Origin of the sequence: Streptomyces sp. NPDC086077, assembly GCF_040686175.1 — a bacterium.
Lineage (GTDB): Bacteria > Actinomycetota > Actinomycetes > Streptomycetales > Streptomycetaceae > Streptomyces.
The window spans coordinates 14,658-41,561 of sequence record NZ_JBFBJT010000016.1 but is presented as its reverse complement, the minus strand read 5'-3'; the positions used below and the strand labels follow the sequence as shown (position 1 = coordinate 41,561).

23 protein-coding genes are annotated in these 26,904 nt (G+C 72.0%); 18 read left to right on the top strand and 5 right to left on the bottom strand.

All coding sequences use genetic code 11. From position 1 onward, the window contains the following. The first annotated feature begins 60 nt into the window (after positions 1-60). The 6 genes from AB0O67_RS07535 to AB0O67_RS07510 are packed head-to-tail and all read left to right on the top strand — an operon-like array spanning position 61 to position 8,369. Positions 61-1,350 carry a sugar ABC transporter substrate-binding protein gene (locus AB0O67_RS07535; RefSeq protein WP_365447208.1) on the top strand — a complete coding sequence of 430 codons (1,290 nt, stop codon included), beginning with the start codon at positions 61-63 and terminating at the stop codon, positions 1,348-1,350. 6 nt (positions 1,351-1,356) lie between these two features. Continuing rightward, on the top strand, positions 1,357-2,244 hold the full coding sequence (locus AB0O67_RS07530) for a sugar ABC transporter permease (RefSeq protein WP_365447206.1): 888 nt from the start codon (positions 1,357-1,359) through the stop codon (positions 2,242-2,244). After that, a complete protein-coding gene (locus AB0O67_RS07525) occupies positions 2,241-3,152 on the top strand; it encodes a carbohydrate ABC transporter permease (RefSeq protein WP_365447204.1) in 912 nt (303 codons plus the stop codon). The genes AB0O67_RS07530 and AB0O67_RS07525 overlap by 4 nt, the downstream gene beginning before the upstream one ends. A 32-nt stretch (positions 3,153-3,184) precedes the next feature. Then, a complete protein-coding gene (locus AB0O67_RS07520) occupies positions 3,185-4,450 on the top strand; it encodes a glycosyl hydrolase (RefSeq protein WP_365447202.1) in 1,266 nt (421 codons plus the stop codon). Then, entirely contained in the window at positions 4,447-5,316 is an 870-nt protein-coding gene (locus AB0O67_RS07515) for a hypothetical protein (protein ID WP_365447200.1), read from the top strand. The genes AB0O67_RS07520 and AB0O67_RS07515 overlap by 4 nt, the downstream gene beginning before the upstream one ends. Positions 5,317-5,348: 32 nt before the next feature. Beyond that, positions 5,349-8,369, top strand: coding sequence for a glycoside hydrolase family 38 C-terminal domain-containing protein (locus AB0O67_RS07510; RefSeq protein WP_365447198.1), 3,021 nt, complete (start codon positions 5,349-5,351; stop codon positions 8,367-8,369). Positions 8,370-8,404: 35 nt separating this feature from the next. On the opposite strand, the gene AB0O67_RS07505 is transcribed toward AB0O67_RS07510, so the two are convergent. Then, positions 8,405-9,163: a FadR/GntR family transcriptional regulator gene (locus tag AB0O67_RS07505; protein WP_365447196.1), complete on the bottom strand. Its 759-nt coding sequence runs from the start codon at positions 9,161-9,163 to the stop codon at positions 8,405-8,407. A gap of 162 nt (positions 9,164-9,325) precedes the next feature. Between AB0O67_RS07505 and AB0O67_RS07500 the strand changes: the two genes are divergently transcribed. From AB0O67_RS07500 to AB0O67_RS07465, 8 genes are read left to right on the top strand one after another with little or no spacing between them, the layout of a single operon-like run. After that, positions 9,326-10,414, top strand: a complete 1,089-nt coding sequence (locus AB0O67_RS07500; RefSeq protein WP_365447194.1) for a sugar ABC transporter substrate-binding protein — start codon at positions 9,326-9,328, stop codon at positions 10,412-10,414. Continuing rightward, complete coding sequence (locus tag AB0O67_RS07495) at positions 10,411-11,907, top strand: sugar ABC transporter ATP-binding protein (protein ID WP_365447192.1); 1,497 nt, start codon at positions 10,411-10,413, stop codon at positions 11,905-11,907. The genes AB0O67_RS07500 and AB0O67_RS07495 overlap by 4 nt, the downstream gene beginning before the upstream one ends. Next, the gene (locus AB0O67_RS07490) at positions 11,900-12,928 is read left to right on the top strand and encodes an ABC transporter permease (protein ID WP_365447190.1); all 1,029 of its coding nucleotides are present in this window, start codon (positions 11,900-11,902) and stop codon (positions 12,926-12,928) included. The genes AB0O67_RS07495 and AB0O67_RS07490 overlap by 8 nt, the downstream gene beginning before the upstream one ends. Before the next feature lie 37 nt (positions 12,929-12,965). After that, entirely contained in the window at positions 12,966-14,312 is a 1,347-nt protein-coding gene (locus AB0O67_RS07485; RefSeq protein ID WP_365447263.1) for an enolase C-terminal domain-like protein, read from the top strand. After that, complete coding sequence (locus AB0O67_RS07480) at positions 14,309-15,067, top strand: SDR family oxidoreductase (protein WP_365447188.1); 759 nt, start codon at positions 14,309-14,311, stop codon at positions 15,065-15,067. The genes AB0O67_RS07485 and AB0O67_RS07480 overlap by 4 nt, the downstream gene beginning before the upstream one ends. After that, positions 15,064-16,050: an aldo/keto reductase gene (locus tag AB0O67_RS07475; RefSeq protein ID WP_365447186.1), complete on the top strand. Its 987-nt coding sequence runs from the start codon at positions 15,064-15,066 to the stop codon at positions 16,048-16,050. Before AB0O67_RS07480 ends, AB0O67_RS07475 begins: the two co-directional genes overlap by 4 nt. Continuing rightward, positions 16,050-16,364: an L-rhamnose mutarotase gene (locus AB0O67_RS07470; protein WP_365447184.1), complete on the top strand. Its 315-nt coding sequence runs from the start codon at positions 16,050-16,052 to the stop codon at positions 16,362-16,364. Before AB0O67_RS07475 ends, AB0O67_RS07470 begins: the two co-directional genes overlap by 1 nt. Next, positions 16,361-17,215: an amidohydrolase family protein gene (locus AB0O67_RS07465; RefSeq protein ID WP_365447182.1), complete on the top strand. Its 855-nt coding sequence runs from the start codon at positions 16,361-16,363 to the stop codon at positions 17,213-17,215. Before AB0O67_RS07470 ends, AB0O67_RS07465 begins: the two co-directional genes overlap by 4 nt. Here the strand turns inward: AB0O67_RS07465 and AB0O67_RS07460 are convergent. Continuing rightward, positions 17,203-18,624, bottom strand: a complete 1,422-nt coding sequence (locus tag AB0O67_RS07460) for a lipase maturation factor family protein (RefSeq protein WP_365447180.1) — start codon at positions 18,622-18,624, stop codon at positions 17,203-17,205. The two genes, AB0O67_RS07465 and AB0O67_RS07460, sit on opposite strands and share 13 nt — an antisense overlap. Before the next feature lie 153 nt (positions 18,625-18,777). On the opposite strand from AB0O67_RS07460, the gene AB0O67_RS07455 reads away from it, so the two are divergent. The 3 genes from AB0O67_RS07455 to AB0O67_RS07445 all read left to right on the top strand — a co-directional run bounded on the left by AB0O67_RS07455 (position 18,778) and on the right by AB0O67_RS07445 (position 23,230). Then, the gene (locus tag AB0O67_RS07455; protein ID WP_365447178.1) at positions 18,778-20,136 is read left to right on the top strand and encodes a DUF6777 domain-containing protein; all 1,359 of its coding nucleotides are present in this window, start codon (positions 18,778-18,780) and stop codon (positions 20,134-20,136) included. Positions 20,137-20,213: 77 nt separating this feature from the next. After that, positions 20,214-22,292, top strand: a complete 2,079-nt coding sequence (locus AB0O67_RS07450) for a SpoIIE family protein phosphatase (RefSeq protein ID WP_365447176.1) — start codon at positions 20,214-20,216, stop codon at positions 22,290-22,292. A gap of 74 nt (positions 22,293-22,366) precedes the next feature. Beyond that, positions 22,367-23,230, top strand: coding sequence for a DNA-formamidopyrimidine glycosylase family protein (locus tag AB0O67_RS07445; protein WP_365447174.1), 864 nt, complete (start codon positions 22,367-22,369; stop codon positions 23,228-23,230). 4 nt (positions 23,231-23,234) lie between these two features. Here the strand turns inward: AB0O67_RS07445 and AB0O67_RS07440 are convergent, their stop codons facing one another. Then, the gene (locus AB0O67_RS07440; RefSeq protein WP_365447172.1) at positions 23,235-24,416 is read right to left on the bottom strand and encodes a PP2C family protein-serine/threonine phosphatase; all 1,182 of its coding nucleotides are present in this window, start codon (positions 24,414-24,416) and stop codon (positions 23,235-23,237) included. 194 nt (positions 24,417-24,610) lie between these two features. Here AB0O67_RS07440 and AB0O67_RS07435 point away from each other — a divergent pair, with 194 nt between their 5' ends. Further along, a complete protein-coding gene (locus tag AB0O67_RS07435) occupies positions 24,611-25,462 on the top strand; it encodes a SigB/SigF/SigG family RNA polymerase sigma factor (RefSeq protein WP_365447170.1) in 852 nt (283 codons plus the stop codon). Here the strand turns inward: AB0O67_RS07435 and AB0O67_RS07430 are convergent. Both AB0O67_RS07430 and AB0O67_RS07425 read right to left on the bottom strand, forming a co-directional pair. Next, a complete protein-coding gene (locus AB0O67_RS07430) occupies positions 25,459-26,112 on the bottom strand; it encodes a zf-HC2 domain-containing protein (protein WP_365447168.1) in 654 nt (217 codons plus the stop codon). The two genes, AB0O67_RS07435 and AB0O67_RS07430, sit on opposite strands and share 4 nt — an antisense overlap. Before the next feature lie 200 nt (positions 26,113-26,312). Further along, entirely contained in the window at positions 26,313-26,828 is a 516-nt protein-coding gene (locus AB0O67_RS07425; RefSeq protein ID WP_365447166.1) for a hypothetical protein, read from the bottom strand. Positions 26,829-26,904: the final 76 nt, after the last annotated feature.

Below are 26,904 nucleotides of genomic sequence, written 5' to 3'. Positions count from 1 at the left end.
CGTGCAAGGTCTGCCCGGCGCCATTTCCCGCTCACTTCGTCGTAAAGGAGCCCGGTCACCGTGCGCATCTCCCGCAGAACCCTCGCCGCCGCTGCCGCCGTCGTCGTCGCACTGCCGCTCAGTGCCTGCGGCGGTGGGGGCGACGGTGGAGCGGCCGACGCTTCCGGCAAGGTCGAGGGCGACATCACCTTCCAGACCTGGAACCTCAGGGCCAACTTCAAGCCGTACTTCGAGGACCTGATCGCCGAGTTCGAGAAGCAGCACCCCGGTACGGACGTGAAGTGGGTCGACCAGCCCGCCGAGGGCTACGCCGACAAGATCAGCGCCGACGCGGCCGGCGGCACCCTGCCCGACGTCGTCAACGTCTCGCCCGACCTCGTCGCCCCGCTCGCCAAGGCCGGGCTGGCGCTGGATCTGGACAAGGCCGCCGGACAGTACGAGAAGGAGTACCTGCCGGGCGCCTGGGCCGGCCACCGGATTCCGGGCATGAGCGGCACGTACGCCTTCCCCTGGTACCTCAACACCGGGCCGCTGTTCTACAACAAGTCACTCTTCGAGGAGGCCGGACTCGACCCCGAGCAGCCGCCGAAGACGTACGACGAACTCTTCACCAACGCCCTCCGGATCGCCGAGAGGACCGACGGCGAGGTCGCCACCCTCGCCAACGTGCCCACCGTCGAGGACTTCGGCCGCTACGGCGTCCCCCTCATGAACAAGCAGGGCACCGGATTCACCTTCAACGACGCCAAGGGCGTCGAACTCCTCACCAAGTACAAGGAGCTCTACGACGCCAAGGCGCTCGACCCGCAGGCGCTCACCGCGACGCCCGAGTCGTCCGGCAAGAAGTTCCTCACCGGCGCCGTCGCGATGAACCCCGGCAGCGCGCTCGACCTCGGCAACTTCAAGAAGCAGGCGCCGAACCTGTACAAGAACATCGGTATCACCGACCAGATCACCAGCACCGGCCACGTCAACATGTACGTGATGGGCGTGATGGTCAACGCGCAGACCCAGCGCAAGCCCGCCGCCGTCGCCTTCGCCCACTTCGTCACCGACGCCGCGCACCAGATGTCGTTCGCGAAGAAGGTCGCCATCTTCCCCAGCACCGCCGGCTCGCTCGACGACCCGTACTTCACCAAGGAGGACGGCACCGACGAGACCCGGGTGCGGGTGGCCGCCGCCCAGTCGCTGAAGACCGCGGTCAACTACACGCCGGTGCTGTTCAGCGAGCAGATGAAGACCGAGCTGCGCAACGCCGTGGCCCGGGCGCTGCAGGGCAAGGAGACTCCGCGGGAGGCTCTTGACAACGCTGTCAAGGCCTGCGATCGGCTGCTTCAGCAGCAGGGCTGAGACACCGTGAACGGCTCCTCTCGCATACGGCGGCAAGCACCGGCCGGCCCCTGGTTGTTCGCCGCCCCCGGTCTGCTGGTCATCGGCGCCTTCGTGCTCCACCCGTTCGTCTCCACCGTCGTCAATGCCTTCACCGACCGCCGGACCCTGATCCCCGGCGAGTTCGTCGGCCTCGCCAACTTCCGCGAGCTGCTCCACGACGACATGTTCTGGATCGGCCTGCGCAACAGCACGCTGTACGTCGTCGGGGTCGTGCCCGCCCTCGTGATCCTGCCGCTGCTGCTCGCGCTGCTGGTGCAGAAGAACATCCCCGGCATCACGTTCTTCCGCTCCGCCTTCTACACGCCGGTCGTCGCCTCGATCGTCGTGGTCGGCCTCATCTGGGTGTGGCTGCTCGACGAACGCGGCCTGGTGAACGCGCTGCTGGAGACGGTCGGTGCCGGCGGGGTCGGGTTCCTCAGCGACCAGTGGCTGCTCCTGCTGAGCGCCATGACCGTCACGGTCTGGAAGGGGCTCGGCTACTACATGATCATTTACCTGGCCGCGCTCGCCAACGTACCGCGTGAACTGCACGAGGCCGCCGCGGTCGACGGCGCCGGACCGGTGCGCCGGTTCCTCGCGGTCACCGTGCCCGCCGTCCGCTCCACCATGGTCCTGGTCGCCGCGCTCTCCTCGGTCGCCGCCTTCAAGGTGTTCTCCGAGGTGTATCTGCTGGCCGGCCCGAGCGGCGGACCCGCCGGTGAGGACACCACGCTCGTGATGCTCGTGCAGCGCACCGGCACCGGTCTGTCGGGCCGGGTCGGATACGCCTCGGCCATCTCCGTCGTCGTCTTCGTGGTGACGGTGGCGCTGATGCTGCTTGTGCTGCGTGCAGACCGGAGGGAGGAGACATGAGCGTCGTGGAGAAGGTGAGGCCCGCGACGGCCGGCGGCACGGCCCCGGCCGGGAGGCGGCGCGTGACCGACGGACACGGGCGGCGGATCCGCGCGTGGGAGCTGGTTCTGCGCTATCTGCTCCTGCTGGGGGTGCTGGCGCTCACCGTGGGGCCGTTCCTGTGGCAGCTGTCGACCTCGCTCAAGGGGCCGACCGAGGACATCTTCAGCTCCCCGCCGAAGTTCCTGCCGGGCGAGCCGACGCTGCACAACTACGAGCGGGTCGCCCAGACCATCCCCGTGTGGGACTACGCCCTGAACTCGCTGAAGGTCGCGACCGCCAACGTCGTGACGAACTGCGTCGGTTCGGCCCTCGCCGGCTACGCCCTGGCCCGGCTGCGCTACCGGGGCCGCCGGGCGGCGACGCTCGCCTTCGTGCTCGCCATGCTCGTGCCGGTGGAGGGCATCATCATCGCCCAGTTCACCACCATGCGGGAGCTGGGCCTGAACAACACCCTGGTCGGCGTGGTCCTGCCGGGCTGCGTCAGCGCCCTGAACGTGCTGCTGATGCGCAACGCCTTCCTCAATCTGCCGTACGAGATCGAGGACGCGGCGTTCGTCGACGGCGCCAACGTCTGGCAGCGGTTCTGGCGGATCGCGCTGCCGTCGGTCAAGGGCACCCTCGCGGTCGTCGCGATCTTCGCCTTCATGGGCGCCTGGGACGACTTCCTGTGGCCGCTCATCGTGCTGAGCGACCCGTCCAAGTTCACGCTGACCATCGGGCTCAACTATCTGCACGGCACCTTCGCCAACGACGAACGGCTCGTCGCCGCGGGCACGATCATCGCCGTGGCACCGCTGATCGCCCTCTTCGCCTGCCTCCAGCGGTACTTCTTCCGCGGGGTCGGCGAGGGCGCCGTCAAGGGCTGACCCCCGTACGCACAACGACAACCGGGACCTCCATGTCTTCTGCCGTGCGCTTCGGCGTCAACTACACCCCCAGTGAAGGGTGGTTCCACCACTGGCTCGACTTCGACCTGGACTCCGTGCGCGCCGACCTCGACTCGATCGCCGCCCTCGGACTCGATCACGTACGGGTCTTCCCGCTGTGGCCGTACTTCCAGCCCAACCGCACCCTGATCCGGCCCAAGGCCGTCGAGCAGCTCGTGGCCCTCGTGGACGCCGCCGGCGAACGCGGACTCGACGTCAACGTGGACGGCCTGCAAGGTCACTTGAGCAGCTTCGACTACCTGCCGGCCTGGACCCGGACCTGGCACCGCCGGAATCTGTTCACCGACCCCGACGTGCTCGACGGCCAGGCGGCCTACCTGCGCACCCTGGCCGCCGCCCTCGACGACCGCCCCAACTTCCTCGGCCTGACCCTGGGCAACGAGGTCAACCAGTTCTCCGCGGACCCGCATCCCGACCCCGACCGGGCGACCGAGGCGCAGATCGACGCGTGGCTGACGCGGATGCTGGCCGCCTGCGCGCAGGGCGCTCCCGGGAAACTCCACCTGCACGCCGAGTACGACGCCACCTGGTACCAGGACGACCAGCCGTTCACGCCGGCCCAGGCCGCCCGGCGCGGCGCGGTGACGGCCGTGCACTCCTGGGTGTTCAACGGCACCGCGCAGCGGCACGGCCGTACCTCGGTGCCGAGCGAACACCACGCCGAGTACCTGATCGAGCTCAGCAAGGCCTGGGCCGACGACCCGCACCGGCCCGTCTGGCTCCAGGAGGTCGGCGCGCCCGCGCCGCTCGTCCCGGCCGGGCACGCCGCCGCCTTCACCGAGGCGACGGTGACCCACGCCCTGGACTGCCCCGGCCTGTGGGGCATCACCTGGTGGTGCTCCCACGACGTCTCCCGCGACCTCGCCGACTTCCCCGAACTCGAATACGGTCTGGGGCTGCTGACCAACGACCGGCGGCCCAAGGACAGCGCGATGGTGCTGGCCCGCGCCGCCCGTGAGCACACCAGGACCCCGGCGGCGCGCACCACGGCGCTCGCCGTACCCGCCGACCCGGCCGTCCGCTCCCGCTGCGCACCCGGCGGCCCCGTCTTCGACGCGTTCTTCCGGCTGGTCTCCGACGGAGTCCGCCCCACCACCGTCCTCGACACCCGCGCGGACGACAAGGACCACCTCGCCGCCCGCGGCATCACCGAAGTCGTCACTCCCGACCAGGTACTCCCCGTCCCCCGCGGAACTCAAGGAGGCACCCGCTCGTGAACCCCACCAGACGCACCGTCCTGCTCGCCGGCGCCACCGCCGCCCTGCTCCCGTCCTTGCCCGCGGCGGCCGCGCCCCGGCCCGCGGCGGCGGCGCTCCAGCCGTACGCCTCGTACTGGTACCCGGACTCGCTCCCCTCCGGCACCCCGGGCACCGGCATCACCTGGCGCAGCCTCAAGGCCTGGCGCGCCGCGGACGACGCCGACCTCGCCTTCAACGCCGCCTCGGTGCCGCTCGCCCCGCGCTTCACCCCCGCCCCGGCGAACCCCACCGCCCGCGCGGGGCAGGCCCGCATCCAGTCGCTGGTCTCCTTCGGGCCGGTCGTCCAACTCACCCACCGAGCCGACACCGGCGGGGTGATCGTCGAACTGGCTGTCGCCACCGCCGAACCGGGCACGCCGGGGGCGACACCCCCGTACACCTACTTCCCGGTGAACCCGGCCGGCGCCTGGCAGACCTCGGCCGTACGGCTCACGGGTCTGTCCGGCACGATCCGCGCCCTCGGCGTGCGCCTCACGCCCACCACCCCCGGCGCTCCCGTGCGCTGGCGCCTCGGCGGCCTCGCCGTGCGCGCGGACCAGCCGCCCCGGACTCCCGCCGCCCCCAACGGATTCCGCGTCACCGCCGCCTCCGGAGGCGATGTGCGTTTCGCCTGGCAGCCCGCCCCCGGCGAGGTCCGCCACCACACCCTCCACCGCGTCCTGCCCGACGGCAGCCGGCGCTTCCTGGGCGGCACCTGCCAGCGGGCCTGGTTCGCCGGTGGCCTGCGGCCCGAGCAGGGCGAGCGAGTGGCACGGTTCGAACTGCGCTCCGTAGGGGAGCTGTACACCTCGTCGGACCCCGTCACCGTGAACCACACCTGGTAACCACTCGCACCACAGCTACGGAGCACCCCGCCATGCATGACGACCGCAGCCTCGTCGAAGCCCGTCTGAAGCGTGTCCTCGACGAACGCATCCGACCCGCCGTGTACCCCGAGTCCGTGCCGCTGGACGTGGCCGTCTGGCACGCGCCCGACGAGCCCGTGCCGGTCGCCGAGGGGCTCGCGGCCGAGCCCGAGCCGATCGAGGTGGGCGCCCGGTGGGGTGCTCCGTGGGGCACCAGCTGGTTCCGGGTCACCGGGACCGTCCCCGGCCACTGGGCCGGGCGGACCGTGGAGGCGATCCTCGACCTCGGGTTCGACGAGAACATGCCCGGCTTCCAGTGCGAGGGCCTCGTCTACCGCCCGGACGGCACGCCCGTGAAGGGACTCAACCCGCGCAACCAGTGGGTGCGCGTCGGCGCGCCCGTCGACGGCGGCGAGGAGGTGCGGCTGCACATCGAGGCCGCGTCCAACCCCGTCATCCTCGACTACCACCCCTTCCGGCCGACCGAGCTGGGCGACAAGGAGACCGCCGGCAGCTCGCCGCAGTACACCCTGACACGCATGGACCTGGCGGTCTTCGACGAGACGGTGTGGCAGCTGGTGCTCGACCTGGAGGTGCTCGGCGAGCTGATGGCCGAGCTGCCGGCGGACTCCGCGCGGCGCTGGGAGATCCTGCGGGCGGTGGAGAAGGCCCTGGACGCCGTCGACCTCCAGGACGTGGGCGGCACGGCGGCCGAGGCGCGGTCCCGCCTCACCGGCGTCCTCACCACGCCCGCCGCCCCCTCCGCGCACCGCATCAGCGCGGTCGGCCACGCCCACATCGACTCGGCGTGGCTGTGGCCGCTGCGCGAGACGGTCCGCAAGGTCGCCCGCACGACCGCCAACATGACCGCCCTGCTGGACGACGAGCCCGACTTCGTGTTCACCATGTCGCAGGCGCAGCAGTGGGCATGGGTGAAGGAGCACCGGCCCGAGGTGTGGGCACGGGTGAAGAAGGCCGTCGCGGACGGACGGTTCGTGCCGGCCGGCGGCATGTGGGTCGAGTCGGACACCAACATGCCGGGCTCGGAGGCGATGGCCCGGCAGTTCGTGCACGGCAAGCGGTTCTTCCTCGACGAGTTCGGCATCGAGAACGACGAGGCCTGGCTGCCCGACACCTTCGGCTTCGCGGCCGGACTGCCGCAGATCATCAAGGCCGCGGGCGCCAAGTACCTGCTGACGCAGAAGATCTCCTGGTCCCGCACGAACAAGTTCCCGCACCACACCTTCACGTGGGAGGGCATCGACGGCACCCGGATCTTCACCCACTTCCCGCCCGTCGACACCTACAACTGCTCCATGAAGGGCAGCGAGATCGCCCACGCGGCCCGCAACTTCAAGGACAAGGGTGTCGCCCGCCACTCGCTGGCGCCCACCGGCTGGGGCGACGGGGGCGGCGGCACCACCCGCGAGATGGTCGCCAAGGCGGCCCGGCTGCGTGACCTGGAGGGCTCCGCGACGGTGGCCTGGGAGACGCCGGCGGCCTTCTTCGCCAAGGCCGAGGCCGAGTACCCGAACCCGCCCGTCTGGGTCGGCGAGCTCTACCTCGAACTCCACCGTGCCACCCTCACCAGCCAGGCGAAGACCAAGCAGGGCAACCGGCGCAGCGAACACCTGCTCCGGGAGGCCGAGCTGTGGGCGGCGACGGCCGCCGTGCGGACCGGCTTCCCCTATCCGTACGAGGAACTGGACCGCATCTGGAAGACGGTGCTGCTGCACCAGTTCCACGACATCCTGCCCGGTTCGTCCATCGCCTGGGTGCACCGCGAGGCCCGCGCGACCTACGAGCGGCTCGCGGGCGAGCTGAACGGGATCATCGACGCGGCCCAGCGCGCACTGGCGGGGGAGGGGCAGCGGGAGCTGGTCTTCAACGCCGCCCCGCACGGCAGGCGGGGCGTCCCCGCCGGGGGAGCCGGCGCCCCGGCCGTCCAGGGCACGTCGTCGGTGAGCCCGCGCGCGGAGGGCGGGTACGTCCTGGACAACGGCCTGCTGCGGATCGAGATCGACGAGCGGGGCCTCGTCGTCTCCGCGTACGACATCGAGGCCGACCGTGAGACCGTGGCCCCGGGCCGGGCGGCCAACCTGCTCCAGCTGCACCCCGACTTCCCCAACATGTGGGACGCCTGGGACGTCGACGAGTTCTACCGCAACACCGTCACCGACCTGACCGGCCTGGACGAGCTCACCGCCGGCGAGGACGTCGAGTCGGTGCGGATCGTCCGGTCCTTCGGCGCGTCGCACGTCACCCAGGTGCTGTCGCTGGCCCCGGGGGAGCGGCGGCTGGTGCTGGACACCGAGGTGGACTGGCACGAGACGGAGAAGTTCCTCAAGCTCGCCTTCCCGCTCGACGTGCACGCCGAACGGTACGCCTCGGAAACCCAGTTCGGGCACTTCCACCGGCCCACGCACACCAACACCTCATGGGAGGCCGCCAAGTTCGAGGCGTGCAACCACCGCTTCGTCCACCTGGCGGAACCCGGCTGGGGCGTCGCCGTCGTCAACGACTCGACGTACGGCCACGACGTGACCCGCACGGTCCGTACCGACTCCGACGGCGGTACGACCACCACGGTCCGTGTCTCCCTGCTGCGCGCCCCGCGCTTCCCGGACCCCGAGACCGACCAGGGTGTGCACCGCTTCCGGCACGCGCTGGTGCCGGGCGCCGGGATCGGCGACGCGGTGCGCGAGGGCTGGCGGATCAACGTGCCGGAGCGGCACGTGACGGGCGCCGCCGAGATCGCGCCGCTCGTGACGGTAGATCAGGAGGCCGTCGTGGTCACCGCCGTCAAGCTGGCCGACGACGGCAGCGGCGACGTGGTGGCCCGCTTCCACGAGGCGCACGGCGGCCGGGCCCGGGCCACGCTCACCGCGGGCTTCGAGCTGGACGCCGTCACGGTGACCGACCTGCTGGAACGGCCGCTGGCGGGGGCGACCGAGCCCGTGGTGGACGGCGAGCGGATCACCGTACGCCTGCGCCCCTTCGAGCTGGTGACGCTGCGGCTGCGGCGGCGCTAGCCCGGCCGGTGTCGTGAGGGCCTGCCTCTGGGCCCTCACGCGCCCGCGTCGGAACCGCCTGCCCGGGGGCCGCCCGCGTCCTTGGCGCCGAGCTGAGCGCGCAGCCACTCCTCCACCTCGCCGACGTGCGCGGCGGCCGCCGCCCGCGCCGCCTCCGGGTCGCGGGCGGCCAGGGCGCGGTGGATCGCCGCGTGTTCGCGGCGGGTGCGGGTGAAGGCACCCTCCTCCTGGTAGCCGCGCCAGACGCGGGCGCGGAAGGTGCGGGAGGACAGGCCCTCCAGGATCGCGGCCATGGTCTCGTTGCCCGCGGCCAGCGCGATCTCACGGTGGAAGGCGAGGTCGTGGGCGAGGATCTCCTCCGGGTCGTCGGTGGCGTTCATGGCCGCCAGATGCTTCTCGACCTCGGCCAGCTGGTCCTGCGTGATGCGGGCGGCGGCCAGGGCGGTCGCCGTGGACTCCAGGATGCGGCGGATCTCCAGCAGCTCCACCAGACCCGGGCCCCGGGACAGATCGGCGACGACCCCGAACGTCTCCAGCAGATCGCCGGCCTGGAGCTGGGTGACGTAGATGCCGGAACCGTGCCGGGCCTCCAGGACACCCATGACCGTCAGCGCGCGGATCGCCTCCCGCATCGAGCTGCGGGAGATGCCCAACTGGGCCGCCAGTTCGCGTTCGGTGGGCAGCCGCGCGCCGGGCTCGAGGAGCCCTTCGGCGATCAGCGCCTTGATCCGCTCGATGGCGCGCTGCGTCACCGTGCCCTTCTGCGGGGCCGGCCCTGACTCCGTCTCGTTCACGCCTTTTCTCCCGTCGCCGTGCGCCGCAGTCTAACCAGCCAGGTGGTCGGACCACTATGGCCAAGAGCTCAAGATATTCGGCTCCGGAGGGTGTTGACGGCGTCAAGTGGTCTGATAAATATGCGGGCAACTGCTCGATCACGCTCGATGAGGAGCCGGCAGATGGCCGACGGGACACAGCGGAACGCACGGCGGTACGGACGGCGGTACGGGCGAACAGTCCCGCGTGCGGCGGCTGCGGCGGTCTGCGCCGCCCTCGTGCTCACCGCCTGCGGCAGCACCAAGGACACCGGCGCCGTCGGCGCCGGAAGCGGCGGCACCGGCGAGGTCGGGGTGATCCTGCCCCTGCTGACCTCGCCGTTCTGGCAGTCGTACAACGACTACGTGCCGAAGATGGCCGAGTCCGAGGGCGTGGAGGCACGCAAGACGGTCAACTCCAACAGTGACCCCTCGCAGCAGATCACCGACATCAACAACCAGCTCAACCAGGGCGTCAAGGGCCTGGTCGTCGCACCGCTGGACAGCGCCGCCATCGAGGCGGGACTCGACCAGGCCGAGCGCAAGGGCGTTCCGGTCGTCGCCGTCGACGTGGCGCCGGACAAGGGCAAGGTCGCGATGGTGGTGCGCGCCAACAACGTGGCGTACGGCGAGAAGGCCTGCCAGTACCTGGGGGAGCGGATCCCCTCCGGCAAGGTCGTGCAGATCATGGGCGACCTCGCCTCGGTCAACGGCCGGGAGCGCTCCGAGGCGTTCCGCTCCTGCGTGAAGAAGAACTTCCCGAAGCTGAAGGTCCTGGAGATCCCCGCCAAGTGGGAGTCCGACACCGCGGCCTCCAAGCTGGACACGCTCCTCAACGCCCACCCCGACATCAAGGGCATCTACCTGCAGGCGGGCGGCGTCTACCTGGCGCCCACGCTGCAGACCCTGAAGTCGAAGGGGATGCTGAAGAAGGCGGGCCAGGCGGGCCACATCGCGATCGTCTCCAACGACGGCATCCCGCAGGAGTACGACGCCATCCGCAAGGGCGAGATCGACGCGACGGTCTCGCAGCCCGCCGACCTGTACGCCAAGTACGGCATGTACTACATCAAGGCGGCGATGGAGGGGAAGACCTTCGGGCCCGGGCCGACCGACCACAACTCCACCATCGTGAGGCTGCCCAGCGGCATCCTGGAGGACCAGCTGCCCGCACCCCTGGTCACCAAGGACAACGTCGACGACCCCGAGCTGTGGGGCAACACGGTCGAATGAGCACACCACTCGTTGAGGCGCGGGGCATCGTCAAGCGGTACGGCCCCACCGCCGCCCTCGCCGACGGGCGACTCACCGTGCTGCCGGGCGAGTCCCACGCCCTCGTCGGGCGCAACGGCGCCGGCAAGTCCACCCTCGTCACCCTGATCACCGGCCTCCAGGCACCCGACGAGGGCACCCTCCGCTTCGACGGCGAGCCGGCCCCCGCGCTCGCCGACCGGGACGCCTGGCGCCGCAAGGTGGCCTGCGTCTACCAGAAGCCGACGGTGGTACCCGAACTGACGGTCGCCGAGAACCTCTTCATCAACCGGCAACCGCTGCACCGCGGGTTCATCAGCTGGCGCAGGCTCAAAGCGCACGCCGCCGAACTCCTCGCCACCTGGGACGTGCACGTCGACCCGGAGGCCCGCACCGCCGACCTCCGGGTCGAGGACCGCCAAATGGTGGAGATCGCCCGGGCGTTGAGCTTCGGCGCCCGGTTCATCGTGCTGGACGAGCCGACCGCGCAGCTCGACAACCGGGAGATCGAGCGGCTCTTCACCCGGATGCGGGCGCTCCAGGACTCCGGCGTCACCTTCCTGTTCATCTCCCACCACCTCCAGGAGGTGTACGAGGTCTGCCAGACCGTCACCGTGCTGCGCGACGCCCGCTGGATCACCACCGCACCCGTCGCCGACCTGCCGCGCCGGGCGCTCGTGGAGGCCATGGCGGGGGAGACCGCCGCCGTGCGCGAGGACCGCGCCGCCCACGACGCGGTGCCCGCGCACGCCCCCGTGGCACTCGACGTCCAGGGCCTGACCTCATCCTCGTACGAGGCCGTCGACCTCACCGTGCGCCGCGGCGAGGTCGTCGGGCTCGCCGGCATCAGCGGCAGCGGCAAGACCGAGCTGGCCGAGACCCTCGCCGGACTGCGCACGCCGAGCGGCGGATCGGCCCGGCTGAACGGCGAGCCGCTGCCGTTCGGGGACGTACGGGCCTCCCTCACGGCCGGGGTCGGCTGTGTGCCGCGCGACCGGCACGGCCAGGGCCTCGTCTTCGGCATGACGATCGGCGACAACGCCACCATGAGCGTGCTCGACCGCCTCGGCCGCTTCGGCTTCGTCGGCACCGAGCGCAGACGCGGCCTCGCCGCCGAGCTGATCGACCGCCTCGACATCCACGCCGAGGGTCCCGACCAGCCCGTCTCCGACCTGTCCGGCGGCAACGCGCAGAAGGTCGTGATGGCCCGCGCCCTCGCCTCGGACCCGCGGCTGCTGATCCTGATCAACCCCACGGCGGGCGTCGACGTGAAGTCCAAGGAGTCCCTGCTGGCCCGCGTGGACAGCGCCCGCGAGGACGGCACCGCCGTGCTCGTCGTCTCCGACGAGCTCGACGACCTGCGCCGCTGCGATCGCGTCCTCGTCCTCTTCCACGGCCGTGTCGTCGCGGAGCACCCCGCCGGCTGGCGCGACCACGAGCTGATCGCCTCCATCGAAGGAGTGGACCATGGCTGACACCAAGACGGCCCCGCCGCTCGCGCCCCCACGCGCCCTCGCCGCCGCGTCCGCCAGAACCGTACTGCTGCGCCGCGCCCGCGAACTTGCCTTGCTGCCCGCCCTGTTGCTGCTCCTGGTGCTCGGCGCCGTGCTCAACGACTCGTTCCTGACCGAGCGCAACCTGATCTCCGTCCTCGGCGCCTCCGCCGCCCTCGCGATGGTGGTGCTCGCCGAGTCGCTGGTCCTCATCACCGGCAAGTTCGATCTGTCCCTGGAGTCGGTCGTGGGCATCGCGCCCGCCGTCGGGGCGCTCCTCGTGCTGCCCGCCGCCCAGTCCGGCTGGGGCACCGAACTCCCGGCCGCGCTCGCCCTGCCGGCGATCCTCGTCGCCGGGGCCGTCGTCGGCGCCTTCAACGGCGTCCTGGTGGTCAAGTTCCGGCTCAACGCGTTCATCGTGACGCTCGCCATGCTCATCGTGCTGCGCGGGCTGCTCGTCGGTGCCACCAAGGGCAAGACCCTGTTCGGCATGCCCGAGTCCTTCTACTCGCTGGCGACCACCACCTTCGTCGGCGTCCCCCTGTCGGTGTGGCTGGCCGCCGGCGCCTTCGCGGCGGCGGGGCTGGTGCTCAAGTACCACCGGGTGGGGCGGGCCCTGTACGCCATCGGCGGCAACGCCGACGCGGCCCGCGCGGCCGGCATCCGCGTCGAGCGCGTCATGCTCGGCGTGTTCGTGGTCGCCGGGGTCCTCGCAGCGGTCGGCGGCATCATGCAGACGGGGTACGTCGGCGCGATCAGCGCCAACCAGGGCAACAACATGATCTTCACGGTGTTCGCGGCCGCGGTGATCGGCGGTATCAGCCTCGACGGCGGCAAGGGCAGCATGCTCGGCGCCCTCACCGGCGTACTCCTGCTGGGGGTCGTGCAGAACCTGCTCACCCTCGCCCAGGTGCCCTCCTTCTGGATCCAGGCCATCTACGGCGGAATCATCCTGATGGCCCTCATGATCGCCCGGGTGACCACCGGCCGTGCCCAGGACTGACCGCCGCAGCTCCCTGCACCCCACCGAAAGGCTCTCCGTGTCACCGACTCCCGCCCGCATCACGGCCGTCGACACGTACGACATCCGCTTCCCCACCTCCCGCGAGCTCGACGGCTCCGACGCGATGAACCCGGACCCCGACTACTCGGCGGCCTACGTCGTGCTGCGCACCGACGCCGCCGACGGGCACGAGGGGCACGGCTTCACCTTCACCATCGGGCGGGGCAACGAGGTCCAGGTCGCCGCGATCGAGGCGCTGCGCGGGCATGTGACCGGACGCGAGGTGGACGAGCTGTGCGCCGATCCCGGCACCCTCAACCGGGCCCTGATCGGTGACAGCCAGCTCCGCTGGCTCGGTCCCGAGAAGGGCGTGATGCACATGGCGATCGGGGCGGTCGTCAACGCCGTCTGGGACCTGGCCGCCAAGCGCGCCCGCAAGCCGCTGTGGCGGCTGCTCGCCGACGCCGAGCCGGAGTGGCTCGTGCGCCAGATCGACTTCCGCTACCTCACCGACGCCCTCACGCCCGAGGAGGCGCTCGGCATCCTGCGGCGCGGGCGGGAGGGGGCACCGGAGCGCCGGGTCCGGCTGCTGGAGCGCGGCTACCCCGCCTACACGACCTCACCGGGCTGGCTCGGCTACGACGACGCCAAGCTCACCCGGCTCGCCACCCAGGCGGTCGCCGACGGCTTCCGGCAGATCAAGCTCAAGGTCGGCGCCGACCTCGACGACGACATCCGCCGCTGCCGGGCCGCCCGCGCGGCCGTCGGCCCGGACGTACGCATGGCGATCGACGCCAACCAGCGCTGGGACGTCGCCGAGGCGATCCGCTGGACCAAGGCCCTCGCCGAGTTCCGCCCCTACTGGATCGAGGAGCCCACCAGCCCGGACGACATCCTCGGCCACGCCGCGATCCGCCGCGCCGTCTCCCCCGTCAAGGTCGCCACCGGCGAGCACGCCCACAACCGGATCGTCTTCAAACAGCTCCTCCAGGCCGGCGCCATCGACGTCCTCCAGCTCGACGCGGCCCGCGTCGGCGGCGTCAACGAGAACCTCGCCATCCTGCTGCTCGCCGCCAAGTTCGGCGTCCCGGTCTGCCCGCACGCCGGCGGGGTCGGGCTGTGCGAACTCGTCCAGCACCTCGCCATGTTCGACTACCTCGCCATCTCCGGCACCACCGACGACCGGGTGATCGAGTACGTCGACCATCTCCACGACCACTTCCTCGACCCGGTCCGCATCCGCGACGGGCACTACCTCGCCCCGGCCGCGCCCGGCTTCTCGGCCACCATGCGGCCCGAGTCCCTGGCACGCCACACCTTCCCCGGCGGCACCGTCTGGGCCGCCGAACCCGACGACACGCACGCGAAGGGGCAAGCGGCATGACCGACTTCGAAGGCCTCAGGGCCCTGGTGACCGGCGGCGCCTCCGGCATCGGGCGCGCCACCGCGGAACTCCTTGCCGAGCGGGGCGCCCTGGTCGCCGTCCTCGACCTGGACCCGTCAGCAGTGGGCAAGCCCCTGATGGCCCACCGGGCCGACGTCACGGACGACGCGTCCGTACGGCAGGCGGTGGCGGACGCGGTCTCCGGCCTGGGCGGACTCGACGTGCTGGTCAACAACGCCGGCATCGGCGCCCAGGGAACCGTCGAGGACAATGACGACGCCGAGTGGCACCGGGTCATGGACGTCAACGTCGTCGGCATGGTCCGCACGGCGCGCGCCTGCCTGCCGCACCTGCGCCGGTCGTCGCACGCCGCGATCGTCAACACCTGCTCCATCGCCGCCACCGCGGGCCTCCCGCAACGCGCCCTGTACAGCGCGACCAAGGGCGCCGTGTACTCCCTCACCCTCGCCATGGCCGCCGACCACGTCCGCGAGGGCATCCGCGTCAACTGCGTCAACCCCGGCACCGTGGACACCCCATGGGTCGGCCGCCTGCTGGACGCGGCCGGCGACCCGGCCGCCGAACGTGCCGCGCTGGAGGCCCGCCAACCCACCGGCCGGCTCGTCACCGCGGCCGAGGTCGCCGGCGCCATCGCCTACCTGGCCGGCCCGCTGTCCGGCACGACCACCGGTACGGCCCTGGCGGTCGACGGCGGCATGCAGGGCCTGCGTCCGCGTCCGGCGGCCCGGTCGTGAGCCAGGCCCGCCGGGGTTCGGCACGGCTCGCCTTCGGCGCCGCCGGGATCGGCAACCTGTACACCGAACTCACCGACCAGCAGGCGTACGACGCCGTCGCCGCCGCCTGGCGCCAGGGCGTCCGCCACTTCGACACCGCCCCGCACTACGGCCTCGGCCTGTCCGAGCGCCGCCTCGGCGCGGCCCTGCGCGAGCACCCCCGTCCCTCCTACACGCTCTCCACCAAGGTCGGCCGCCGCCTGGAACCGGCCTACGGCACCGGCGACGACCTCGCGCACGGCTTCGTGGTCCCCGCCACCCACCGCCGCGTCTGGGACTTCACCGCGGACGGCATCCGCCGCACCTTGGACGCCTCCCTGGAACGCCTCGGGCTCGACCACGTCGACACCGTCTACCTGCACGACCCCGACGACCACGCCGAACAGGCCTTCCGCGAGGGCTACCCGGCCCTGGAGCGGCTGCGCTCCGAGGGCGTCGTCGGCGCGATCGGCGCGGGCATGAACCAGACCGCGATGCTCACCCGCTTCGTCCGCGACACCGACGTCGACGTGGTGCTGTGCGCCGGCCGCTACACCCTGCTCGACCAGAGCGCCCTCACCGACCTGCTCCCCGCCGCGCGGGAGCGCGGGACGGCGGTGGTGATCGGGGGCGCCTTCAACTCCGGCCTGCTCGCGGAGCCCCGGCGCGGAGCGACGTACGACTACGCCGCCGCGACGGGCGAGTTGGTGGAGCGCGCGCTGCGGCTGAAGGCGGTGGCCGAGCGTCACGGCACCACCCTGCGAGCCGCCGCCCTCGCCTTCTGCGCCGCGCATCCGGCGGTCACCGGCGTCCTCGTCGGCGCCCGATCGGCCGCCGAGGCCGACGACTGCGCCGAGCAGTTCCGTGCCCCCGTGCCCGCGGCCCTCTGGCAAGAGCTGCGGGAGACGGGGCTGCTGCCCGCCGACGCCCCCGTCCCCGCCGAGCGGCCGGGGCAGGAGCCGTGATGAGGGTCGCCCTGCACACCAAGGTCCGCGCGGATCGCGTCGACGCGTACGAGGCCGCCCACCGCGAGGTCCCCGAGGAGCTGACCGACGCCATCCGTGCGGCGGGCGCCACCTCCTGGACCATCTGGCGCAGCGGCACGCACCTCTTCCACGTCCTGGAGTGTGAGGACTACGCCCGTCTCCTCGCCGAGCTGGAGCAGCTTCCGGTCAACGTCGCATGGCAGGCCCGCATGGCCGAACTCCTGGACGTCGTGCACGACTACTCCGTGGGCGGCGCGGGTGCGGGCCTGCCCGTCGTGTGGGAGCTGCCGTGACCGTGGACGCGCACCACCACGTGTGGGACCTGTCGGTACGGGACCAGGACTGGATCAGCGGACCTGAACTTCGGCCACTGAGACGTGACTTCACCCTCGACGACCTCGCACCCGAGGCCGCGGCGGCCTCGGTCGAGCACACCGTCCTCGTCCAGACGGTCACCGTCGTCGAGGAGACCCCGGAGTTCCTCGCCCTCGCCGCCGAGCACGACCTGGTCGCGGGCGTCGTGGGCTGGACCGATCTCACCCGCCCGGACGTCGCCGACGAACTGGCCCGGCTGCGGGAGCTGCCCGGCGGGCGGTTCCTCAAGGGCATCCGCCACCAGGTGCAGGGCGAGCCCGACCCGGAGTGGCTGCTGCGGCCGGACGTACGCCGTGGACTCGCCGCCGTCTCCGCCGCGGGCCTCGTCTACGACCTGGTCGTGCTGCCGCACCAGTTGCCCGCGTGCGTCAGGGCCGCGGCCGCGCTGCCCGGCCTGACGTTCGTCCTCGATCACCTGGGCAAGCCGCCCCTCGCCGCCGGACCGCCGGAGCCCTGGGCGTCGGACGTCAGGGCGCTGGGCGAACTGCCGAACACGGTCTGCAAGGTGTCGGGCCTGGTGACGGAGACGGACCGGGCCCTCTGGGGCGGGACCACCTGGCCGCTCGCGCCTCTGCGCCCCTACTGGGACACCGCGCTGGACGCCTTCGGACCCGGCCGCCTGATGTTCGGCTCGGACTGGCCGGTGTGCACGGTGGCGGCGACCTACACGCAGGTGTCGTCTCTCGCGCGCGCTCTGGCGATCGGTCTGAGCCCCGACGAACACGACCAGTTCTTCGAGGGCACCGCCACCCGGGTCTACGACCTCTGAGTACTCCCCGTCAGCCGGGTCGGCGGCAGATACTCGCGCACGAACGTCCGGTCCCAGCACGCGCCCGTCTCCCGCAACTCCCGCCAGGTCGTGTACCGGTAGCGGAAGAGGCGGGCGCGGACGAAACGCGGGGGCGCGTCCGCCGGGAAGGGGGAGCGGCGCAGCAGCTTCAGCGTGTCGCGGTCGTTCTCCAGCAGCCGTTCCACCAGGGCCCCGAACCACGGGCCCGCGTAGGACGGGGAGAGGGCCGCGAACCACATGAGCCAGTCCAGCCGCAGATGGTACGGCGCGAACTGGCGTGGCCAGCGCCGTGGATCACCGGGCTTGCCCTTGAACTCGTACTCCCGCCAGTCGGAGTCCTCGCGTGGCACGTCGTCGGCGGTGCCCTCGACGACGACCTCGTACCGGACCCGCCCGACGCTGCCGAACGCGCCGTAGGTGTTGACCAGGTGGAGCGGGTCGAAGGAGCGGTTCATGACCTGGCGACGGGAGATCATGTTGGTCACCGGGTGGTAGCTGAGGACCGCGATCAGCGCGGCCACGGCAAGGACCACGACCACGAACCAGAGCGGTGCCCCGGGGACGGTGGGCGCCTCGGCCGGGAAGCGGATGGCCGCGAGGGCGAGCACGACGGTGATCCAGTTGAGCCAGGAGAAGTTGCCGGACAGGACCAGCCACAACTGGGTGACGACCATCAGCGCGGCGGCGGCCGTGGCGATCGGCTGCGGGGTGAACAGAAGGAACGGCACGACGAGTTGTGTGAAGTGGTTGGCGGCCACCTCCACACGGTGCAGCGGCCGGGGCAGATGGTGGAAGAACCAGCTCAGCGGGCCCGGCATCGGCTGGGTCTCGTGGTGGTAGTCCAGACAGGTCAGCTCGCGCCAGCAGGCGTCACCGCGCAGCTTGATCAGCCCCGCGCCGAACTCCACCCGGAACAGGATCCAGCGCAGCAGGAACAGCACCACGACCGGCGGCGCGACCTCGTCGTTGCCGAGGAACACCGCGAGGAATCCGACCTCCAGCAGCAGGGACTCCCAGCCGAACGAGTACCAGGTCTGGCCGACGTTGACGATCGACAGATACAGCAACCAGGGCACCACCCACAGCAGCATCCCGGCCCACAGCGGCACCACCGAGTCCACGCCCGCCAGCAGCGCCGCCGAGACCGCGCAGCCCGCCCAGGCGCACCCCGCGAAGAACCGGTCGGAGTAGTGGAGCTGGAAGAGGCTGGGCGCCCGCTTGAACGGCACGGCCGCGGTGAGTCGCGGGACCGGGAGCATGCCGCGCGCCCCGATCAGCGCCCGGAACTGGAGGGCCGCCGTCAGGAACGCCACCAGGTAGACGGCCGCCAGGGCCCGCTGGAAGACCAGCCGGGTCAGCCAGTAGTCGGGTGCGGTGAACCACTCCACGTTCGGCGCGCCTCTCCTTCTCTTCTCGCCGTCCCCCGGGGCCCCCGGGGGACGGGTTGTCACTGCCGGTAGTCACGCTCTCCGTTTGCGTGACCCATGTGAGTGAAGCAGACAATAGTGACGAAAACCCCCAGGACGAGGCGGGAGAACGTGGTGCGAATACCCACCGGAACCTTCGTCACGGCCTGCGCGCTCTCGACGGCCCTGCTCGCCGCCGGCTGCGGCGCGGGCGGCGACGAGAGGACGAACGCAGGCGACGAGAGCACGGAAGCGAGCGGCGAACTCCTGCTCCAGCCGGTCGCGGACCGGGGCCCCGACCCCTTCACGGCCTCCACGGCCACCATCCCGGCTACCCCGGACCTCGTCACCCGAACGCCGCAGTCGGTCCCGGTCGGCCGCTCGGGGCCCGGCGTGCCCGCCCCGGCCGGTCTCGCGGACGTGCGCTCCTACTCCGGCTGGACCCCCGGCCTCTATGCCGGCCGGGCCCAGGCGGGCAGCTGCGACGTCGACCGGCAGATCCGCCTGCTCACCGCCGACACCGGCCGGGCCGACACCTTCGCCGACATCGCGGGCATCCCGCGGGGGGAGCTCCCGGACTACCTGCGCGGACTCACCTCGGCCGAACTGCGCGCCGACACCCGGGTCACCAACCACGGGTACCGCGCCGGCAGTGCCACGGCCCGCCAGTCCGTCCTCCAGGCGGGCACCGCCGTCCTCGTGGACAACCGGGGTGTGCCCCGTGTCCGCTGCGCCTGCGGCAACCCGCTCGGCGCACCGATCGCCATGGAGGGCGCGCCGGGCAGCAGCGGACGGGCGTGGGAGGGGTACGAGCCCACCGAGGTGATCATGGTCCTGCCCGCGCCGGAGGCCATCACCAACATCACCCTCGTCGACGTCGTCGAGAACACCTGGATCGAGCGGCAGATCGGGCAGGACGTCCGCCACGACAAGGTCGTCCCCAGGCCGGAGCCGCAGCCGCAGGGCGGCGAGACGGTCCTGCCGGACGACGGGACCGTCCTGGCGGAGGGCGGCGCGGAGACGGGCCCGCTGTCCCGGGTACCCGCGACCGGCGTCGTCCCGCCGGCGGCCGAGGGCGACGTGCCGCTCCTGCCGCAGGAGCCCGGTGGCACGTCCGCCGAGCTGCCCGGCGGAGCGCCGCAGGAGCCGGCCGAGCCCCAGGACCTCTCGGAGGGGATCGGCCCCCTGACCGTCCCGGAGATCCCCGACGTGCCCGACGGCGGCGGCCTCATCCCGGACGACCCGGACGTCAGCGACGACCTGGGCGACATCGGTGACGTGGGGGGAGCCGGCGGCCTCGGCGGCCTCGGCGGCCTCGGCGACATGGGAGAACCGGCCGACCCGGGCGGGCTCGGCGACACGGGCGCGTCCGGTGACAGGGGGGCATCCGCCGGCAGCGGGACAACCGGTGACAGGCGCGGATCCGGCGACGCGGACGCGCCGGAGACCGCCGACAGCATCTTCGGCAGCATGACGGACGTCTTCTCGGGCTGAAGCGCACCGACATGGTCCAGCCGGAGCACCGTGCTGATCCGGTCGAAGAATCGGTCGAATCCTGGCAAGGTGGGCGCATGGTTGATCGGGGAGCGAGCGCCCTGTCACCCCCGGACGACTGGCCCGCCCACCCGGACCCGATCCTGGCGCTCAACCAGATGGGCAGCTTCGACTGGGACCTGGACAGCGGTCTGTTCCACATGGACGCCCAGGCCCACGAGGTCTTCGACGTGCGCCCCGAGGAGTACGACGGCCGCCCGGAGACCCTGAGCATCCGGGTCCCGCCGGCCGAGGGCCGGCGGCTGGACAGCCTGGTGGCCCAGGCCTTCAAGGACGGCAGCGAGAACTACGGCGCCTACTTCCGCCTCCGCCGCCGCGACGGCACCCTGCGCTGGACCCACACCCAGGGCTACATCCGCCGCGACGAGACCGGCCGGCCGCGCCGGATCATCGGCATCGTCCGCGACGCCACCCCCGAGCTCAACGAGTACGCGGCGCGCCGCGACCAGACCGCCTGGAACCTCGCCGCCCGCCGCGACGAGACCAACGTCGTGCAGCTCATCACGGCCGCCCTCGCCAACGCCCGGACCGTCCAGGACGTCATCGACGTCCTCAAGGACACCCACGGAGTCACCCATCTGGGCGCGACCAGCCTGGTCATGGGCCTGGTCGAGGCCGGGCGCATCCGGCTGGTCGCCGAGGGTCCCGAGGGCAGCTTCGTGCCCGGCACGCTCGTCACCCGGATCGACGAGCAGTACCCGATGAGCGAGGTCGTGCGCACGCTCGGCCCCCGGTTCATCGAGTCCCCCGAGGAGTTCGCCGAGAGCTACCCGATCCTGTGGCCGCACATCACGGACCTCGACATCACCTCGGCCGCGTATCTGCCGCTCATCGTCCAGGCCCGTCCCATCGGCGCGATCGGCCTGCTCTACGGCGACCGGCGCGGCTTCACGTCCGAGGAGCGCAACCTCCTGGTCGCCCTCGGCAGCAGCATCGCCCAGAGCCTGCAACGCGCGATGTTCTACGAGCAGGAGAAGGACCTCGCGAGCGGCCTTCAGCAGGCCATGCTGCCGCGCACCATCCCGAGCGTGCGGGGCGCCGACGTCGCCGTCCGCTACCGGTCGGCCTCGCTCGGCCGGGACATCGGCGGCGACTGGTACGACCTGATCCCGCTGCCCGGGGGCCGGGTCGGCGCGGTCATCGGCGACGTCCAGGGCCACGACACGCACGCCGCCGCCGTGATGGGCCAACTGCGCATCGTCCTGCGCGCGTACGCCGCCGAGGGCCACACACCGGCCACGGTGATGGCCCGGGCCTCCGTCTTCCTGCACGAGCTGGACACCGACCGGTTCGCGACCTGCCTGTACGCCGAGGCCGACCTCGCGACCGGAGTCGTCCAGGTGGTCCGGGCCGGCCACATCGACCCCCTGATCCGGGCCCCCGACGGCAGCTGCCGCCGCGCTCCCGTCCAGGGCGGCCTGCCGCTCGGCCTGTCCGCCGAGTTCGGACGGCTCGCCTATCCGGTCGGCACCATCGAGCTCGACCCCGGGCACACGCTGATCCTGTGCACCGACGGCCTGGTGGAACAGCCCGGCGCGGACCTCGACGACGGCGTGCAGACCCTCACCGCGCTGGTCGCCTCCGGCCCGCAGGACGTGTGGAAACTCGCCGATCTGCTCATCGACGTGGCCGAGGAGCGCGGCGGCGACGACGACGTGGCGCTGCTCCTGCTGCGCCGGCGCGGCGTGGACGCCCCGCAGAGCGGCGGCCGTCTCCAGCAGCACGTCGCGCCCGGCGACCCGGAGGCGCTGAGCCAGGCCCGGCACATGATCTGTGCCGCCGTGCGCGCCTGGGGCGCCGCCGACCGCTCCGACGAGGTCGAACTCGTCGCCGACGAGCTGATCACCAACGCCCTGATGCACACCGAGGGCGCCGCGATCGTCACCCTGCGGGTCGTCTCCGACACCGACCGGCGGCTGCGAGTCGAGGTCGAGGACTCCTCCAGCGCCCTGCCCCGCCGCCGTGACGCCGGCGACTCCGGTGTCTCCGGCCGCGGCCTGCTCCTCGTCCACATGCTCACCGACGTGTGGGGGGTGGAGGCGCGGGGCGGCGGCAAGTGCGTGTGGTGCGAGTTCGTGGTGCCGGAGCGGGACTGAACGCCGGGTGCCGTTCGCCCCTCGGCCGCCGCCGGACACCTGGCGGTGTCCGTCCCGGATGGCACCCTGGACGTATGCCGGAACTGCCCGAGGTCGAAGCGCTCAAGGACTTCCTGACCGACAACCTGGTCGGTCACGAGATCGTGCGCGTCCTGCCGGTCGCGATCAGCGTGCTGAAGACGTACGCACCACCCCTGTCGGCCGTCGAGGGCCACGAGGTCACGGCCGTGCGCCGGTACGGCAAGTTCCTGGACGTCGAGACGGACGGCGGCCCCCACCTGGTCACCCACCTGGCCCGCGCGGGCTGGCTGCACTGGAAGGACCGCCTCCCCGACGGCCCGCCCCGCCCCGGCAAGGGCCCACTGGCGCTGCGCGTGGCCCTGGAGACCGGCGCGGGATTCGATCTCACCGAGGCCGGCACGCAGAAGCGGCTCGCGGTGTACGTCGTGGGGGATCCGCAGGAGGTGCCCGGCGTGGCCCGGCTCGGCCCAGACCCGCTCGCCGACGACTTCGACGAGGCCCGCTTCACCGCCCTCCTCCAGCGCGAGCGCCGCCGGCTCAAGGGCGTCCTGCGCGACCAGAGCCTGATCGCCGGCGTGGGCAACGCCTACAGCGACGAGATCCTGCACGCCGCGAAGATGTCCCCCTTCAAACTGGCCGCGTCCCTCACGCCCGAGGAGACCCGAAGACTGTACGCGGCCCTGCGCACCACGCTCACGGAGGCCGTCGAGCGTTCGCGGGGCGTCGCGGCCGGCCGGCTCAAGGCCGAGAAGAAGAGCGGCCTGCGGGTGCACGGCCGGACCGGCGAGGCCTGCCCGGTGTGCGGCGACACCATCCGCGAGGTCTCCTTCAGCGACTCCTCGCTCCAGTACTGTCCGACCTGCCAGACCGGCGGCAAGCCGCTGGCCGACCGCAGGCTGTCCCGGCTGCTGAAGTGACCGTTCAGCGGGACGGCGGCCACCACTCGACCAGCAGGATCGTCGCGTCGTCCCGGAGCCGGTCCGGCTGGGCGTCGAGGATCGAGTGGATCAGCTTGCGCAGGGTCTCCGGCGCCAGTTCGCCGGCGGCGGTGGCCCGGATGACGTAGTCGGCGAACCGCTCCAGGCCGAACTGGTCGCCGTCCCGGGTCCGCGCCTCGGTCACCCCGTCGGTGTACAGCAGCACCCGGTCGCCGGGCTGGAGCGCGATCTCGTGCACCTGCCGCGACCGCGCGGTCAGCAGTGACGGCAAACCCATCGGCGGATCGGGCTCCCGCGCCATCGCGTCGACGAGCAGCCGCTGGTCCCGGATCAGCAGGGGTGTCGGATGCCCGCAGTTGCTCCAGCGCAGCACACCGCTCGCCAGGTCAAGCTGGGCGAGCACGCCCGTGCAGAACTGGTCCGGCAGCCACTGGGCCAGGGCGTCGTCCACGCTCTGCACCAGCTCCGGCAGATCGGCGCCGGTACGGCGCGCGTTGCGGCAGGCGGCCAGCGACACGGCCGTGGTCAGCCCCGAGGCCAGGTTGTGCCCCATCGCGTCGAGGACGGCGGCGTGCAGGGTGGTCTCGGTGAGGGCGTGGTCGAAGGAGTCGCCGCCGAGCTCGTAGGCGGGTTCCAGGACGGCCGTGGAGACGACGTGCGCGGTGCCGATCGTGCGGGGCGGCAGAAAGGCGCGCAGCATCTCGGCGGGCAGCCGCATCGGTTCGGTGCGGGTCCGCCGTACGAAGGACTCCTTGTACGCCCGCTTGGACGTGATCATCATGGCCAGCAGCGTGGCGAGGGCCCGGCTGCGGCGCAGGGCGAGGGGGCTGAGCGAGGGGCAGTGCACCGCGAGCACGCCGAGCCGCTCCGCGCCGTCGAGCAGCGGCAGCCAGGCCGTCATGCCGCCCGCCTCCGATTCCTCCACCCGCAGGGACTGGGTGCGGTACGTCCAGCCGGCGAGGGAGTCGTCGATCGGCAGCGCGGAGGTGACGTCGGTCAGCGGGACGAGCTGGCGCTGCTGGAGGTCGGCGAGGTAGACCACGGAGTGCTGCAGGCCCAGGGCCTTGGAGCAGCGGGCCACCGCGGTGGACACATCCAGGGCGGAGCTGTCGGGAGCGGCGAGGAACTCCTCCAGCCGGCCGTCACCGGTGTCCGCCGTCGTCACCTCGTCACCCCTCGTCGTCGCCGCGTCCGCGGTGGGCCGTGTCGTTCTGCAGTCTCACACCGCGGCGGAGGGACCGCCCGGCGAGATTTCATGCAATTAGGGACCAAAGTCCCGAATAGGGACAAGGGGGTCATGGGCAAAGACCGTCGGTAGGAACAACCGCTCACCCGACCGAAAGGCTTCGAGGAACCACGATGCCGACCGTCGCCACGCACGCCCCGACCGAAACCGCCACCACGGCCCAGAACGCGACCGCCACCCGTCCGGTCCGCGACGCCCCCGACACCGCGGCCGCCTTCCGCCGCCTCACCGCACTGCCCGCAGGGCCGGAGCAGAGTCGGGTGCAGGAGGACTTGCTGCGGGCGTGGCTGCCGATGGCCCACCGGATCGCCTGGCGCTTCCGCGACAAGGGGGAGAGCATCGAGGACCTGCGGCAGGTCGCCGCGCTGGGGCTGCTCAAGGCGATCCGCCGGTTCGATCCGGACCGGGGGCCCTTCGAGCCGTTCGCGATACCGACCATCAGGGGCGAGCTGCGCCGCCACTTCCGGGACCGGATGTGGGACGTGCGCGTGCCCCGCCGGGTCCAGGAGCTGCGCAACACGGTCCGGGCCGCCTGTGCTGAGCTGGCCCACGTCCCCGGCAGCCGGCAGCCCACCGTCACCCAGCTCGCGGACCGCACCGGCCTCGGCGAGGAGCAGGTCCGCGAAGGCATGGCCGCCCTGGAGAGCTACAGCGCCCTGTCCCTGGACGCGGCGAACGGCGACGCCGACACCGACGACGGCGGGCCGAGCCTGACGGACCTGCTGGGCGAACCCGAACACGGCTTTGAGCTCGTCGTCGACCGTGAGAGCGTCAAGGGCGCGGTCCGGCGGCTGCCCCAGCGTGAGCGCGCCCTCCTCTATCTGCGCTTCTTCGAGGACCGGACCCAGAGCCAGATCGCCGAGCGGCTGGGCATCTCCCAGATGCACGTCTCCCGGCTCCTGATCCAGACCTGCGCCCGCATCCGCGAGGAGACGCTCCAGCCCGCCGACCCCGGCAGGCCCTAGGGCATGGCGTCCAGCGTCACCAGCCGCTCCCCGGCCGTCGTCCGCACCTCGTAGCGGTCGATCTGGTCGGGGTGCAGGGCGGTGGCGCCCTGCATGGTGTTGGGGCGGGCGTCGTGCCGGGGCACGGTCCAGTTGGTCGCGGTCTCCTCCGAGCCGTCCCCGCCGATCACGACCAGCCGGCAGGCCCGGGGCCCGGCCGCGTCCTTGACCTCCAGCATCACCTTGCTGCCCCAGGGCACGTCCTCGGTCGTGATCTGCGCCCACACCCCCGTGCGCTCGTCGACGGCCGAAACCCGCACCGCCTTTTCCCCGCCTTCGGCCACGATCGCGACCGCCGGTCCGGCCAGGGCGCACACCACCGCGGCGGCGACGGCGAACAGTCGCAGCCGGCGTCCGGCGCGATGCCGTGCCGCGACCTCGCCGAGCAGCCGGTCCAGCAGCCGCGGGCCGGGTCCCGCCGTCGGGTGCACCGAGCGCGGAGTGGCGCGGCGGTAGAGCATCAACTGCCTTGCGGTGATCCCGAATTCAGTGACCTGTACCGTGCACTGAGGGCACTCCATGAGGTGATCCTCGAAACGGAAGGCGTCCGTCTCGTCCAGCACGCCGAGCGCGTAGGCGCCGACGTCGCGATGCCTCTCCAGGGACCTCATGCCGAATCCTCGTGCCTTTGGGTGCGGGTGGGGTTACTCCTTGCTCCCATCGGTACGGACCAGGCAGCGGAATCACTCAAGGCGTATACGGAATCGCAACCAAGGGATTCGGAGCGGCCCGCACCTTGGATTGGTCGGTTTCCCGCCGAATCCCTGAAGCACCCGGACGTGCCGGCCACGGGCCCGGCCGGAGGCGTCGGCTAGAAGAGGTGGATGGCCAGATGCCCCAGGGGCAGCCCCAGCTGCCACGCCGGTGTCCACACCTTCGGTCCCTCCTCCTCGCCCACCACGGGACCGCCGCCCGGTACCGCGTTCAGGTCGGGCGCGAGCAGCTCGGTCTCCTGGAGCCAGCGCCAGGCCGCCTCCGCCAGCTCCAGGTCCGGCGCGGGCCCGCCGGACTCCACCGCCTCGGTTGCCACCTCCGCCATCCGGTCCCGTACCCAGTCCTGCCACGGCTGGTCGTAGGCGGTCAGGGACAGCCAGGTCTCCAGCTGCGAGACCACCCGGATGCCGGAGAGCTCGCCGTCGGTGTCGGACAGGAAGATCGTCAGCGCCAGGGCGTCGCGCCCGGCGCGGAACTCGAAGGACGTCGGCGGCATCAGGTCGCCGGTCCGCAGGAGTTCGTCGGCGATGTACTCGGCATACAACCAGGCCATGGGGACGGTGAGTTCACCGCCGCCGGTGCCGCCCATGCTCTGTTGACCTCTGTGCTGCATCCCTTCCTGCCTTCCTCCGGTGGTGCGCGTCGCCCGACCCGGGTCTCCAGTCCGGAACACGGATGAGGACAGCCGA

Bases quoted from the DNA above. Each gene is read 5' to 3' on its own strand.
- AB0O67_RS07435 (WP_365447170.1), top strand. From the start codon at position 24,611: ATGCCGACCGTCGCCACGCACGCCCCGACCGAAACCGCCACCACGGCC.
- AB0O67_RS07510 (WP_365447198.1), top strand. From the start codon at position 5,349: ATGCATGACGACCGCAGCCTCGTCGAAGCCCGTCTGAAGCGTGTCCTC.
- AB0O67_RS07470 (WP_365447184.1), top strand. From the start codon at position 16,050: ATGAGGGTCGCCCTGCACACCAAGGTCCGCGCGGATCGCGTCGACGCG.
- AB0O67_RS07480 (WP_365447188.1), top strand. From the start codon at position 14,309: ATGACCGACTTCGAAGGCCTCAGGGCCCTGGTGACCGGCGGCGCCTCC.
- AB0O67_RS07425 (WP_365447166.1), bottom strand. From the start codon at position 26,828: ATGCAGCACAGAGGTCAACAGAGCATGGGCGGCACCGGCGGCGGTGAA.
- AB0O67_RS07500 (WP_365447194.1), top strand. From the start codon at position 9,326: ATGGCCGACGGGACACAGCGGAACGCACGGCGGTACGGACGGCGGTAC.
- AB0O67_RS07525 (WP_365447204.1), top strand. From the start codon at position 2,241: ATGAGCGTCGTGGAGAAGGTGAGGCCCGCGACGGCCGGCGGCACGGCC.
- AB0O67_RS07445 (WP_365447174.1), top strand. From the start codon at position 22,367: ATGCCGGAACTGCCCGAGGTCGAAGCGCTCAAGGACTTCCTGACCGAC.
- AB0O67_RS07495 (WP_365447192.1), top strand. From the start codon at position 10,411: ATGAGCACACCACTCGTTGAGGCGCGGGGCATCGTCAAGCGGTACGGC.
- AB0O67_RS07520 (WP_365447202.1), top strand. From the start codon at position 3,185: ATGTCTTCTGCCGTGCGCTTCGGCGTCAACTACACCCCCAGTGAAGGG.
- AB0O67_RS07490 (WP_365447190.1), top strand. From the start codon at position 11,900: ATGGCTGACACCAAGACGGCCCCGCCGCTCGCGCCCCCACGCGCCCTC.
- AB0O67_RS07430 (WP_365447168.1), bottom strand. From the start codon at position 26,112: ATGAGGTCCCTGGAGAGGCATCGCGACGTCGGCGCCTACGCGCTCGGC.
- AB0O67_RS07450 (WP_365447176.1), top strand. From the start codon at position 20,214: ATGGTTGATCGGGGAGCGAGCGCCCTGTCACCCCCGGACGACTGGCCC.